This is a genomic window from Virgibacillus sp. CM-4, assembly GCF_000445495.1.
GTDB classification, from domain to species: domain Bacteria; phylum Bacillota; class Bacilli; order Bacillales; family Amphibacillaceae; genus Virgibacillus; species Virgibacillus salexigens.
Genome location: NZ_AUQA01000008.1, coordinates 146,899 through 160,678, shown reverse-complemented (window position 1 = coordinate 160,678; position 13,780 = coordinate 146,899). Strand labels below are relative to the sequence as shown.

Annotated in this window: 17 protein-coding genes and 1 pseudogene; 17 read left to right on the top strand and 1 reads right to left on the bottom strand. The window is 34.4% G+C overall.

Annotated features, from left to right (window positions below; translation table 11 throughout):
* Nucleotides 1-19: 19 nt before the first annotated feature.
* The 8 genes from M948_RS41740 to M948_RS41705 all read left to right on the top strand — a co-directional run bounded on the left by M948_RS41740 (nt 20) and on the right by M948_RS41705 (nt 5,415).
* Nucleotides 20-952 (top strand): YqaJ viral recombinase family nuclease, encoded by a 933-nt coding sequence (locus M948_RS41740; protein ID WP_021292615.1) that lies wholly within the window; start codon nt 20-22, stop codon nt 950-952.
* A gap of 1 nt (nt 953) precedes the next feature.
* Nucleotides 954-1,733: a recombinase RecT gene (locus tag M948_RS41735; RefSeq protein ID WP_021292614.1), complete on the top strand. Its 780-nt coding sequence runs from the start codon at nt 954-956 to the stop codon at nt 1,731-1,733.
* A gap of 168 nt (nt 1,734-1,901) precedes the next feature.
* Nucleotides 1,902-2,726, top strand: a complete 825-nt coding sequence (locus tag M948_RS41730; protein ID WP_021292613.1) for a DnaD domain-containing protein — start codon at nt 1,902-1,904, stop codon at nt 2,724-2,726.
* A complete protein-coding gene (locus M948_RS41725; RefSeq protein ID WP_021292612.1) occupies nt 2,727-2,993 on the top strand; it encodes a hypothetical protein in 267 nt (88 codons plus the stop codon).
* On the top strand, nt 2,990-3,361 hold the full coding sequence (locus tag M948_RS41720) for a RusA family crossover junction endodeoxyribonuclease (RefSeq protein WP_021292611.1): 372 nt from the start codon (nt 2,990-2,992) through the stop codon (nt 3,359-3,361). The genes M948_RS41725 and M948_RS41720 overlap by 4 nt, the downstream gene beginning before the upstream one ends.
* A gap of 114 nt (nt 3,362-3,475) precedes the next feature.
* Nucleotides 3,476-3,670, top strand: coding sequence for an XtrA/YqaO family protein (locus tag M948_RS41715; protein WP_021292610.1), 195 nt, complete (start codon nt 3,476-3,478; stop codon nt 3,668-3,670).
* A complete protein-coding gene (locus M948_RS41710; protein ID WP_021292609.1) occupies nt 3,667-4,749 on the top strand; it encodes an MrcB family domain-containing protein in 1,083 nt (360 codons plus the stop codon). The genes M948_RS41715 and M948_RS41710 overlap by 4 nt, the downstream gene beginning before the upstream one ends.
* 15 nt (nt 4,750-4,764) lie before the next feature.
* Nucleotides 4,765-5,415: a hypothetical protein gene (locus tag M948_RS41705; RefSeq protein ID WP_021292608.1), complete on the top strand. Its 651-nt coding sequence runs from the start codon at nt 4,765-4,767 to the stop codon at nt 5,413-5,415.
* A gap of 138 nt (nt 5,416-5,553) precedes the next feature.
* Here the strand turns inward: M948_RS41705 and M948_RS41700 are convergent, their stop codons facing one another.
* Nucleotides 5,554-6,177 carry a hypothetical protein gene (locus M948_RS41700; RefSeq protein WP_021292607.1) on the bottom strand — a complete coding sequence of 208 codons (624 nt, stop codon included), beginning with the start codon at nt 6,175-6,177 and terminating at the stop codon, nt 5,554-5,556.
* A 195-nt stretch (nt 6,178-6,372) separates the two neighbouring features.
* On the opposite strand from M948_RS41700, the gene M948_RS43550 reads away from it, so the two are divergent.
* The 9 genes and pseudogenes from M948_RS43550 to M948_RS43905 all read left to right on the top strand — a co-directional run bounded on the left by M948_RS43550 (nt 6,373) and on the right by M948_RS43905 (nt 13,705).
* Nucleotides 6,373-6,525, top strand: a complete 153-nt coding sequence (locus tag M948_RS43550) for a hypothetical protein (RefSeq protein WP_021292606.1) — start codon at nt 6,373-6,375, stop codon at nt 6,523-6,525.
* Nucleotides 6,526-6,637: 112 nt separating this feature from the next.
* Complete coding sequence (locus M948_RS41695) at nt 6,638-7,078, top strand: response regulator transcription factor (RefSeq protein WP_021292605.1); 441 nt, start codon at nt 6,638-6,640, stop codon at nt 7,076-7,078.
* A 379-nt stretch (nt 7,079-7,457) separates the two neighbouring features.
* On the top strand, nt 7,458-8,105 hold the full coding sequence (locus M948_RS41690) for a hypothetical protein (protein WP_021292604.1): 648 nt from the start codon (nt 7,458-7,460) through the stop codon (nt 8,103-8,105).
* A gap of 444 nt (nt 8,106-8,549) precedes the next feature.
* The gene (locus M948_RS41680) at nt 8,550-9,083 is read left to right on the top strand and encodes a terminase small subunit (RefSeq protein ID WP_021292602.1); all 534 of its coding nucleotides are present in this window, start codon (nt 8,550-8,552) and stop codon (nt 9,081-9,083) included.
* Nucleotides 9,073-9,693, top strand: a complete 621-nt coding sequence (locus M948_RS43040; RefSeq protein WP_231378713.1) for an HNH endonuclease signature motif containing protein — start codon at nt 9,073-9,075, stop codon at nt 9,691-9,693. The genes M948_RS41680 and M948_RS43040 overlap by 11 nt, the downstream gene beginning before the upstream one ends.
* A gap of 15 nt (nt 9,694-9,708) precedes the next feature.
* Nucleotides 9,709-10,990: pseudogene (locus M948_RS41670) on the top strand (PBSX family phage terminase large subunit).
* Nucleotides 10,991-11,001: 11 nt separating this feature from the next.
* Nucleotides 11,002-12,483: a phage portal protein gene (locus tag M948_RS41665; protein WP_021292600.1), complete on the top strand. Its 1,482-nt coding sequence runs from the start codon at nt 11,002-11,004 to the stop codon at nt 12,481-12,483.
* Entirely contained in the window at nt 12,483-13,580 is a 1,098-nt protein-coding gene (locus tag M948_RS41660) for a phage minor capsid protein (RefSeq protein ID WP_021292599.1), read from the top strand. Before M948_RS41665 ends, M948_RS41660 begins: the two co-directional genes overlap by 1 nt.
* On the top strand, nt 13,580-13,705 hold the full coding sequence (locus M948_RS43905) for a hypothetical protein (protein WP_021292598.1): 126 nt from the start codon (nt 13,580-13,582) through the stop codon (nt 13,703-13,705). Before M948_RS41660 ends, M948_RS43905 begins: the two co-directional genes overlap by 1 nt.
* Nucleotides 13,706-13,780: the final 75 nt, after the last annotated feature.

Sequence of the window (13,780 nt, the reverse complement as noted above, 5' to 3'; positions counted from 1 at the left end):
GCAAGGGAGGAATTAAACAATGGCTAAAAGCACAGTAGAAATGAGCCATCAAGAATGGCTACAAGAACGCACAAAAGGGATTGGTGGAAGCGATGCTTCCATCATCCTTGGATTAAACAAATACCGTACACCTTTCGAATTGTGGCTAGAGAAAACAGGTCAATCAACTGTAGAAGATACAGCTGGAGAAGCTGCTTACTTCGGGAACTTACTAGAGGATATGGTGGCAAAAGAGTTTGAAGTTCGGTCAGGAAAGAGAGTACGTAAAAACAACTTCATGTTACAGCATCCAGAACATCCTTTTATTATGGCTAACATCGACAGGAAGGTTGTTGGAGAAAATGCACTTCTAGAGTGTAAAACCGCCAGCATGTTTCTAGCTAAAGATTGGGATAGTGAAGAAATTCCTGAAGCCTACCTGGTCCAAGTTCAACATTATTTAGGTGTTACAAGTTACGAAAAGGCATATATCGCTGTATTAATTGGCGGTCAAAAGTTTGTCTGGAAAGAAATTGAACGTGATGAAGAATTGATTCAAATGATAATCGATGCTGAGGTCCATTTCTGGAATCACCATGTACTAGGGAATAATCCGCCAGCATTAGATGGTTCTAGCTCTGCTGAGAAGTTTCTGAAAGAACGTTATGCCGAAACAGAAGAAGGAAAAACCATTGATCTTGGCTTTGACTATAAAGAAAAGTTGGACAACCTATTGGAATTGAAAGCCAATATAAAGCAATTACAAGAACTGCAAAAACAAACGGAAAATCAGATCAAAAAAGAGCTTGAAGATGCAGAAACAGGGTTTGTAAAAAATTATCAAGTGGATTGGAAGCGAGTAAAACAAAATAGGGTGGACAACAAGCTTTTAAAGAGTAAATACCCTGATGTTTATAACTCAGTGTTAAAACAAACCACATACCGTAAATTTAACGTGAAGGAGATCGGATAATATGGCTACAAATTCAAGTGTGAAAAATCAAATCGCTAATAAAAATCAAGGGAACAATGCGGTCAACCCTAATAATTTAGGACTGAAACAATTACTAAGTACACCAACAATGAGAAAGAAATTTGATGAAGTGCTTGATAAGAAAGCACCACAATTCATGTCATCATTATTAAACCTATATTCAAATGATTCTTATCTTCAAAAAGCTGAACCGATGTCGGTTGTAACAAGCGCTTTAGTAGCAGCTACATTAGATTTACCTATCGATAAAAACTTAGGTTATGCCTGGATTGTTCCATACGGCGGAAAAGCACAATTTCAACTAGGTTATAAAGGTTACATTCAATTAGCACTTAGAACAGGGCAATATCGGAATATTAACGTGATTGAGGTTTATGAAGGGGAGCTACAGTCTTTTAATCGTTTAACAGAAGAAATGGAGCTTGATTTTGAACAGAAACAATCGGACAAGGTAATTGGCTACACAGGATATTTTGAATTAATTAATGGCTTTAGAAAGACAGTTTATTGGTCTAAAGAAGCAATTGAGAAACATAAGAAAAAGTTTAGCAAGTCAGATTTTGGTTGGAAGAAAGATTGGAATGCCATGGCAAAGAAAACAGTTATTCGTAACATGCTGAATAAGTGGGGTATTCTCTCTATCGACATGCAGAAAGGCATTGTAGAGGACAATAAAGATCCTATCGAAAAAGCTAATGAATTTGATGAACAGGACATTATAGATGCTGATTTTTCAGAGATTAGTGATGATGCACAATAAATCAAATGTGCGCCTGCCTGAGTGGATATTCGAGCAGGCGCAAAATAAAGAAGAGATCAAACGTCTGGTATTAGATTATATGCGTAGGTATCCAGGTTATACCATTTTGAAGGTATCAGGTAGGTTTGCGGTTTGTGAAATTAATAGGTAAGTGGAGGGGGTGAAGTGATGCAAGGATGGATTAAGTTGCATCGCCAGTTATTAGGAAGTCCAATATTTCAGAACGAGAAACTATTAAAAGTGTTTGTATATTGCCTGTTAAAGGCTACTCATTCGGATCACCAACAATTAGTCGGCAAGCAAACAGTTTCTTTAAAACCAGGGCAATTTGTATTTGGGAGAAGAAAAGCTGCAATGGAATTAGATATGAAAGAGTCTACAGTTAGAGACTACATGAAAGTATTGAAAAACGACAACGCAATCACTATCACCCCCACCAACAAATTTAGCATTATAACCATTGTGAATTGGGAGGTTTATCAATCCAAAGAGGATAATAACCGACAACAAAATGACAACAAAATGACAGCAGAACGACAGCAGAATGACACAAACAAGAATGAAAAGAATGATAAAGAAATATCTACTACTACAAATGACGCGATCGTTTTTTATCAAAATAACTTTGGAATAATACGACCACATATGACTGAAGAAATACTGGGTTGGATAAATGATTTTGGAGATGACATGGTGATTGAAGCTTTAACCAGGTCGTTGGATCGTAATAAACCTAACTGGGGATATGCAAAAAGTATACTACAGTCTTGGGCGAATAAAGGAATTAAGAATCTAGAGCAAGCAAAAGCAGAAGAAATAGAACACAAGAATCAACAATCTACAAAAAAGCCCTATTATCCTAGGCAGTCAAAAGAGGTTGTTCCTGAATGGTTTAACAATCGAAATAGAAAAATACATGAGCAGGAGAGTAGTGAGGAAGACCAAGAGGATGTTGCTGCGATGTTAGCTAGATTTAAGGCAGGTGGTGGATAAATGAATACAGCAAACACATCGAATATTCCACTTTTACCCAGGAGTGGAGAACATGAATTCATTCTTGAGGATCTAGAACTAGTATTTAGTAAGAGGCAACTAAAGAACATTGTTAGTCAATGGAACTATGGTAGAAGCATTGAAAAGATCGCTGAAATCAATTCTAGGAATGAACATGAAATATTTTTAGCTCTATATGACCAAGCACGAAAAGAAAATATAAATCGTCCGTTTGCTTATCGGATGGGTGGGGGTGGTATAAAATGATTCAATTTACCATACCAGGAAAGCCGGTACCAGCTGTCAGAATGACTCAAAAGAGCATGTATAAAAATAAGTACGCACAGCGTTATCTGGTCTATAAAAGACAAGTTGGATGGATTGCTAAGCAGCATATGAAAGGAAAACCGATTGAGGGGCATGTGGGCGTTAATTTAACGCATTATATACATGGAAACAGGGCTGACATCGACAACCTATTCAAAGGCGTGACCGATGCTCTCAATAAGATCGTGTACAAGGATGATAGCCAGATTAAAGAAATGGGATCAAGAGTTATTCCTTGCGAAAAAGAACAACAACGGACCGAGATTGAAATATATGAATTGGTTTCTTATGGAAATATAGCAAATTAAAACATATCTGCCGATTCTGGGAGTTTAATTACTAGATTAGTAGATTTATTCATTTCAATAATACAAACGCTCAGGTTGGCTTTAAATTCTAAATATCGAGTGGGGGCAAAACATATGAGATTAAAAAAACTTCCATTCAAAGAAGGGAAGCTTAATGTCGATATAGAAAATGAGGATATGCCTTTTGTTGTCGTATATTGTCAAGGAGAGGCGAAATTAACGTATTTACCTGACCATGGTGAGACAAAGGTTATTACACATCAAGGAAGGGTGAAAAGGGTTAAATTTGATGAGGGGGAAGAGTTTTGAATGATAAATTAAATTTTATAATAGATAACTATCAAGATTTCTATAAAAATCAAAAAAACGGAGAAGGCAAGAGTTTAGATAAAGAGATGAAAGAAATTATCAAGGATAAACTACCTAATGAAATAGTGAATTTAATGAATTTAGATACTTTTTTATACATGGTGGAAGGTTCCTACGGTATGGGAAACTATACTGAAACTCCTTGGGTCTCAATTTTTGATAGGTCTATAACCAAAACTGCACAAAAAGGGTTTTATATTGTTGTTGTATTTAGAAAAGATATGTCAGGTTTTTATGTATCTTTGAATCAAGGTACTACTTATTTAACTAAAAGGTTTAAAGGGAAGCACCCAAGAGATAAGATGAGAGAGGTTGCTAGCAAGTTACGAGAAGAATTAGACATACCTCATAATGAATTAACTGCTATAGACTTAGATTTAATTTCAAAAACAACTAATGCAAAGAACTATGAAGCAGCAAATATTTGTGCTAAATACTTTAGTTATAAAAATATGAATGACAGTAAATTAATAACCACTTTATCCATATTAATGGATTTATTAGATAATATAAAAGAATTAATAGGTAGAAAAAGCATAGATGATTTTGTAGATGAATTATTAATAAAGGAGGAAATAGAAGATTTGAAATATCAAGAAGATATTTTATTATCAAAGGCGACAAATACAAGTGAGAGCCCACAAAAGAAACCTAGTCTTAATTCTTACATTAAGGAATCTTGGAATAGAGATTCGTCAATTGCAAAAGAGGCTATTATAAATGCAAAATTTTTATGTGAAGTTGATAAAACTCATGACACTTTTAAATCTTTATTATCTAAAGAAAACTACGTTGAAGCTCATCATTTAATACCGATGAATAAGCAGAATGAGTTTGAATACAGTGTTGATGTCCCGGGAAACATAATTGCCCTTTGTCCAAATTGTCATAGGGCTATTCATTATGCTGAAAAGACATTCAGAAATAAATTATTGAAAAGCTTATATAGTCAAAGAAAGGAAAAATTAAAGAAGTTTGGGCTAGATATTACCATAGAAGAATTAATTGATTGTTACTAAAGGGGGAGTATTTCAATGAATAGTTCTTCTCTTATAGAAAGTGTTATATTAGTAGTCATATTATTTAGTCTTTGCACTCATTTGATTAATAGTTGTTATTCAAGGGCGAGTGTGAAAATACTTCGAGAAACGAGAAACTTTAAAGAAAAAGTTCTATACTTTTTCTTCCCTATGTTTGAGCTTATTGATTACAGAAGATTAGTTAGTATTAAAATTAATTTAAAACAAAAAGATTATGCTGAAATTGAAAGTTTAAGAGCAGCTATTAATAGTGAATTAGAAAGGTTAAAACACTTTGCCCCGATGGGCATAATTATTACTCTAATTGTAACTACTTTTTTTGCTATTTTTAGTAACTTGATTCCAACGGTGAATGGCTGGAATAGGAGTGTAAGTAGTTTAGCTTTACAACAGAAAATTAAATCTCTGGAAAATCAAGGGCATTCAAATGAAGATATAGCAAATTCCTTATTAAATGACTTTGAGGTTGATGAGGATTTTGGTGAATTACTGCAAAATAGGGTGAATAATTTTTTTATGGATATTCTTAAAACGAATTTTCAGGTGTTTTTATTTGTATTAATTTTTTTGGTTTTATTTTGGATAAATCACCAAATAAGAATATCAAGATTATTGAAACTTAAGTATATTATGGATGAATTATAGACATATATGAAAGAAATTGAGAATTATAAAAACAGTTCTACCAGCTAACTGGAGGACACTGAATGACAGCAATAAGCTGCCGTTTGGTGTCCTTTTTAAATTTTTTCTAAAAAAGAAAGGGTGAGAAAATGTTTAATTTTATCGTTCTTGTAGTTGCAGTTCCTTCACTTGTTGTCTCGATTTTTGTATTGTTTTCCAATCTTCATCACTAAGCGTAATAACTTTTGAATAATGTTTGTAGTATTTTCTTGTTGCTGCATATGGATTCTTTCTTAGGGTTTTAATCGCAAACTTAATATCTACAATAAAGGTTTTTGTGCTTGGGTGTACCAGCGTTTCGAACCTCTTTAAGCTGTTTGCAGGAACGATACCATAGTTTGAATACAAAGGATTAAAATTTGCAGTAGTACCAAGCTTATCGTTAATTGCTAGTAATTTCTTGCCATCAAATTCAGGACGAATTGCGAATTGATAAAAACTAGGAAGCAAGTTGTGCGTAAGTCCGTCGTATAAAGTAATGTCAAAGAAACCAATATCTTTTGGAGACATATTTAGAACTTTGAAGACGATAAAACCTGATGTAGTTTGGCCAGGGTATACGGGATCTTTATCAAATGTCTCAACCCTATCAACCAACCCTGAATATTCAATAGTGACATCTAGTCTTTTTCTATTTAACCAAAAAGTTAAAAAAGAAATCACCAATGATATGCAGGAAATTAATAAAGAAATAATATTCGAATCTAGTAAAAATCTTAACAAATGAACACCCCTTTTCCGCGTATAAAAATTACTTTATCAGATTTCAAATATTTTTTAAAAATTAAGCGTTAGGAAACAAGCGATACGTTGGATTTGGGTTATACAATTTGGTGTCCTTTTTTTTACTACAAAATCATAGTTGCAACAAAAATGCCTAAAAACAGATTACTTTGCAACCGAGTGGGAGGAATCGAGATGGTATTAGCATTTCAAATCATTGGATTAATCATTATTTTATTTTCGTGGATCATCGCTTGTTATGAATCGGATAAGAAAAGACAAGAGAATATGGCATTTATTACCGCAATTGCTATGGCTCTAATTTTCGCAAGTTTGGTGTGGCTGTAATGTTTCAATGGGAAATCAGCAAGTACAGAAAAGATAAACGAGTGGGCGCTTTATTCTCCTGTGAAACGGAGCGAATATGTTAAATATCTTTTTAATGTGGGGGTTGGGTTTAATGAACAAAAAAGAGATTGAAAATACATTAAGAGATTATAAATGGATGATAAATGAGATTAAAAGACAGCGCGAGTTCTTGAAGGATGCAGGAACTAATTTAGTAGCTCAATCAGGTATCGAATCAGCTATGCCAAAAGCTCAAGGTGGTACCAGTGATCCTGTTGCTCGTGAGGTTGTTCGTAGAGATAAAAAATACACATGGGTTAATCGTTTAGAAAGAAAAGTAACATACATTCAAGAACGTATACCAGCTATATCAAATGAACGGGAACTAGCTGTATTAGAATGTTTATTAGATGGCATGAGTATGAGAGCAATTAGTAATCACATGGGTTTATCTGAAAGGCACATATTTAGGATAAGGGATGCAATCGTGTCACAGATGGCAGACATGTCATACTTGTCGCACATAATGACAGAAGAAAAACGCTGTGTGTAAAATGGATGGCAGGACGGGCAGGCAAAATCTTCCGTCCAAAACACTATGTATAGTCCGTTCAGGCATAGGTCATTATCGCATGACATGAAATAACAATCCTGTCGGATTTGTTGCCTTGTCGATAACCTAGAGTCGATGAGGAATTATTTACGATATATTGTACTAGGTATGTAAATAATGCACCTGAGTTCAATTGGCTTGGGTGCTATTATCCATTTGTAGGGGCCTATAATTAATATAAAAATTTTAATACACTGATCGAGTAAAAGAAAAAAATTACAATAAATACAAAAATTATACAAAAAAAGAAGGATTTAGTAAAAAAAGATAGAATTATATATATGATAGCTATCAAGAATACAAAAAAGGAGATGTTATTATGTTTAAAAAGGTTGCGTCCGTAATCTTGTCATTGGTTATGGTCATTTCGTTTGTAACGCCGAGTTTACATGCGTCTGCAAATGAAAGCCAAGAATTAGGTGTAACTAAGAAAGAGGTAGAAAATACGGGGATTTTGGTTGATTCTATTAACGAGTTAGATCAAAAATTGGATATGGAAAATCTATCATCGAATTCTCAAGGAGAAATAAATAAACTAAGTAAAGAAGCAAGGGAACTGTATAATGCTATTGTGAGTTATGAAGATCAAAAATCTACTCCTTTAACAGGAGATGACACTTTAACAGTGTTAAGTAGTCATATAAATAAATTAAATAGTGGAATTAACAAAATTGAAGAACCTACTGTAAAACCAATGGGTGTTATAAATTATAAAGAATATAAAATTAGTAATTCCAAAATACAGAAACTAGTTAAAGCAGCAGGATTAAATGGTGGATTTTGGGCTACTGCTACAGCTATAGCTAAGGTTTTTGGTAAAAGCCCAACTGCTTTAACATTAATGCTAGGAGCAGTACCAGTGTTAGGTGTATCAGGACTAAATATGTGTAATTCTAAAAACAAAGGTGTTATCATTACAAAAATAGGGTCAGGGGCTACAAATTCTTACTCTTGTAGATCTCAATAATAAAAACAGTGTGAGCTAGTCAAAAAGCTCACACTGTTTTTATTTATTTCTTACTTGTTTTGATATGAATTCACTAGCAAAAAAAACTATTAAACCCGTTATTAACAACAAAAAGGAATTTATTTCTATACTCTTGTTGAATAAATCAAGAATACTATTTATTAATAAAAATCCTGACCAATAAATAAATGAACAATAAAAAGCAATATTTATACTTGTTTTATCTGCATTTTTGCTTGATTTAAAAAACAACAAAACTTCCCCTTTCAGTGATGTATTTTTAATGTTGTATACAGCGTAGCATTAATTATAACATTTTTAAAACTTGTTTTTTGAGTGTACAGGCATTAATCCAAAAAATTTACGAAAGGTTAAAAACCATACATGCAACAGGCTATTTTCAATTATATTATATTACTACAAGGGGGTAGGGTGATGACATAAATGGGTAAATTAACTACAAAACAAGAGTTATTCTGTCAGGAATACATTGTTGATCTAAACGCTACTCAGGCAGCTATTAGAGCAGGTTATAGTGAAAAAACAGCTAGGCAGACAGCTGCGAGATTGTTAACAAAAGCTAACATTTCCGCGCGTGTGAAAGAATTAAAAGATAAGCGTGCTGAGAAATTAGAACTTGATGCGTATTGGGTATTGAAGCGACTAAAAGATATTTCAGATCGTTCTATGCAGGCTGAACCAGTAGAAGAATGGGATCCGAGTATAGGGGAAATGGTTTCAACTGGTGAATATCAATTCGATAGCAACGGAGCTAATAAAGCCACAGAATTGATTGGTAAGCATATTGGTATGTTTGATCCTAAATTAAAATTACAGCTTGAAGCACTTCAAATTAAGAATGAGAAAACCAAGAAAGAAACAGAATTCATTGAAGAGCGCACCAAGCTTATTAAAGGACAATCCAAGGATACTAGCTTGTTAGATGTACTTATCGATACGGTGAAGAATGATGAATAAAAATATAACAAATATTTTGAAGTATCTCCGACGATGCGGTAAAATGGCATTAGAGGTGATACTTATGGAGAAGTGGGTGAATTTAAAATACGAAGGTTACGAACGGTACCAAATAAGCAATTTTGGCAGTGTTATAGGCATGAAGGGGAGAATGAAGAGCAGAGCAAATGCTAGAGGATATTTCATCATTGGATTAAGGAAACCAAATGACAGAAAGCAAAGAATGTTCTCCATCCATAGATTGGTCGCAGAACACTTCATTGATAATCCATATGGAAAGAATTATGTTAATCACATCGATGGAGACAAGAGCAATAATACAGTCGATAATCTTGAATGGGTTACACAATCAGAAAACCAAATACATGCCTATACAACTAATTTACAAGTTAAAACTCCTGAACAAGTTGAAAGAATGAAATATTACGCTAAAAAGAAGCGCAGACCCATAAGGGTAGTCAATAAAAAACTTGGTATTGATAAGACTTTTGAAAGCATTAAAGATGCAAGTGAGCATATAGAGTGTAACGAAAAAACATTAAGAAACACTCTCAAAGGTAGAAATAAATCACGATTGGGTTATGAAGTGTTTTACTTAGATGAATCCTAGGGGGGTGGTTTTTGGGTGTCTAGAAAAATAAAACTATCTGATAAACAAAGGGCGCTTGTTAAAGCGCCTTTTAATGTTGGTCTTGAGGTTCAAGAGGGGACACCTCGATAACCGTTCTGGAAAGACAACAGGCGTGCACTTTCGTTTAGCTTATCTTTACACAATTTCAAGAGACTCCAACCATTTAGTGAGTGCTTACAACCAAGAACAGGCTTTCCGATTATTCATCGATGGTGATGGAACAGGGTTAATGCACATCTTTGGTGATCTTGCTCAAATTAAGCATGATGAGCATGGAGATCATTTAGAGATCCACACACCTAAAGGAATTAAAAAGATTTATTACAAAGGTGGAGCAAAAGCAAATAGTGTTGGAGCTATCACTGGTATGTCATTAGGAAGTGTAGCATTTGGTGAGATTAATTTGCTGCATATGTCGTTTATACAAGAATGCTTTAGGAGAACCATGGCAGCACAAGACCGATACCATATTGCAGACCTGAACCCACCTGCACCTAATCATCCAGTCATAACAGATGTATTTGAGGTACAAAATACACGCTGGACTCATTGGACCATACAAGATAATCCGATTATTAGCGAAGAACGAAAAAAGGAAATCTATGAAACGCTTATAAAGAATCCATATTTGCTTGATCGTGATTGGCATGGAAAACGAGTAATGCCAGAAGGCGTTATTTATTCCATGTTCAATACAGAAGTGAATCAGATTCCAGCTTTATTAGGAAACCCTTATGAAATGTATTTTGTTGCTGATGGTGGGCAGTCTGATGCTACTTCATGTAGCTGTAATATCGTTACATTTTATAATGGTAAATTCAGATTGAATCGAGTAGCTAACTATTACCATAGTGGTGCTGAGACAGGTCAAATAAAGGCTATGAGTACATACGCCAAAGAGATTAAAGAATTTATTCATTGGTGTGTTGAAAAGTTTGAAATGAGATTCACAGACGTATTTGTGGATCCTGCCTGTAAATCATTAAGAGAAGAGCTTCACAAAATCCAAATAGATACAAGTAGAGCGGATAACAATGCTTCGGATTCTAAAAAACAAGGTGGCGGTATTGAGGTTGGTATAGAGCGATTCCAGAACTCTATAACAAATGCACAATTCTTTTTAGTCGAAAATGATACGTATGATCATTATAACTTTATCAAAGAAATTGGGATGTACGTCCGAGATGACAACGGTAATCCAATTGATGAATTTAACCATGCTCTCGATGAGGCACGCTATAGTAACAATCACTTTTATAAAAATTATGTACTGTAGGTGGTGAGGCGATGTTCAAACGTTTAATAAATGCTGTGAAAGGAGGGCTTTATCGATTGGGGATAATTAAAGGGATTGAGAAAATAAGCAGTCATAAAAAGATATCTATTAACCAAGAAATGTACAACAATATAGATATTTGGAAGGCGCTGTATAAAGGGTACTATTCGGAATGGCATGATATTGAATATCAAACCATTAGCGGTAAGAAAAACAGGAAAATGGATACCTTAATGATGGCAAAAACAGCAGCCGCAGAAATGGCCAGTCTAGTATTTAATGAAAAGTGCGCTATTAGTATTGGAGACGGTAAAAATAAAACTTCTGAATTTATTGAAGAAGTATTTAAAAAGAACAAGTTTTATAAAAAGTTTCAAGATCATTTAGAGTATAAATTTGCCCTTGGCGGTATGGTCATTAAGCCATATGTTAAGGAAGGCAAGATCATGCTCTCTTTTGTTAGTGCGGATTGTTTCGTTCCTATATCTTGGCATAACGATACTATAACCGAAGGCGTTTTTGTTAGTGAATACAAAAAGGACAACAAAAAATATACACATCTAGAATGGCATACTTGGGAAGGCAATACGTACTACATTACCAATGAATTATATGAATCAAATGGTGATGAATTAGGCGTGAAAGTCTCTTTGTCTATCCTATTCCCAGACTTACAAGAAATAGTAGCCATAAATAATTTAAAGAAATCCTTGTTCACATACTTTAAACCGAACACTGCAAACAACATTGATATTCAATCACCATTAGGAATCTCTATTTATGCTAATGCTTTAGATACTATGAAAGCTATTGATACCGCATTTGATAGCTTTAATAGAGAATTCAGGTTAGGGAAAAAGCGTATTATCGTTCCTTCTCATATGGTTAAAACAGTGGTAGATCCGAGAACTCAAGAAATGCATAGGTATTTTGATGATACGGACGAGACTTTTGAGGCAATGAAGTTTAGAGATGATGAAGAAGGTATAAAAGACATCAATGTTACGCTTCGTGTTGATGAACATATATCTGGAATCAATGCTTTATTAAATCTATTTGCAATGCAGACAGGTTTTTCTGCTGGAACATTTTCATTTGATGGGCAAAGCGTTAAGACAGCTACAGAGGTAATCAGTGAGAACAGCAAGACCTTTAAATCAAAGAAATCACATGAAACGATTATCGAAGAAGGTTTACAGGAGTTAATTCAATCTATTATTGAAGTAGCTAAACTATATGAATTATTTAAAGGGGATGAGGAACAAGAAATAACCGTAACCTTTGATGATTCTATAGTGGAAGATAATGCAGCAGAACAAACAAGACAAATACAATTGGTTAACAACAAATTACAATCAAAAAAGCGAGCTATCATGGAAATACATGGCATGTCAGATAAAGAAGCTCTTGAGCTGATAAAAGAGATTAACGAGGAAAACAAAACGGCCAATGCTGAGGATATAGATTTCTTTGGAACTGGCGGGAGTAAGTAATGGATAAACGTAAACTACAGAAGCTATCTAAGCCAGTCACAGACGTTTATTTATCTATCGAGGAACAAATACTCTTGAATATTGCTAAACGCCTTAGGAAGCATGATTCTTTACTCAATAAAGATATTGAAGCGTGGCAATTGAAATCACTAAATGAAATAGAATCCCTGAATAAGCAAAACATGGAACTTTTAACAAAGCATTCAGGAAAAACAAGTGAAGAGATCATCAAAGCATTAGAAAAAGCTGGTTATGGCTCTTTATTGGATATGGAATCAATTCTAGAAGATGGAGCCAAAAGAGGGAAACTCAATGAAGCACCACCTATTAAATCAAGTGAATCTTTGCTTCAAGTACTAGAACAGTATGAAAGACAAGCGAAGAATAGCTTTAATCTAGTTAATTCAACGATGTTAGATCAATCCAAAATGGCTTATTTAGACATTGTAAACCAAACAACAGGCGAAGTTTTAGCAGGTGTAACTACAGCTCAACAGGCATTAAGAAAAACAGCTAGTAAATGGGCTGAACAAGGTGTTCCAGCGTTAATTGATAAAAGGGGGCGGCAATGGTCTACAGAAGCCTATACAAGTATGGTCATGCGCTCTACAAGTAATGATGTAGCGAATGGAATGCAAGATTCTAGATTCGATGAATATGGTGTTGATTTGGTTGAGGTTAGTTCTCATGCAGGAGCTAGACCATTATGCGCACCATATCAAGGACGTATTTTTAGTAGAAGTGGTAAAAGTGAAAAATATCCACCTTTATTAGATACTAGCATGGGTGAACCTGCTGGGTTATTTGGTGTTAATTGTGGTCATGTTAAGTATCCTTATTTTGAAGGGATGAAAAAGATGTATCATCCTTATGATCAGGAAACTAACGATAAGCAATATGAAAACAGTCAAAAGCAACGATATCTAGAAAGGCGTATTCGTGCTGCTAAACGTGAGGAAAACATGATGAAAGAATTAGGAGATACAGAAGGCGCTGAAATAGCGCATAGAAAGGTACTAGATAGACAAGCCAATCAAAGGCAGTTTACTAAAGATACAGGACGTACCAGAAGGTATGACAGAGAGCAGGTGAGATAATGGGTAAGAAGAAAGAAAAAGAACTGGAAGAAAAAGTAGCGCAGCTAGAAAATATGGTTCTCAAATTAGCTAAGAAAGTGTATGACTTAGAGAACAAAGACAAAGAATCTCAGTATTTTGGATAAACACGACCTAAGCATGTCGTTATAAAAGGCTTTTTTATTATGCCCATTTTAAAGGCTTGGGGTAGAACTAAGCGT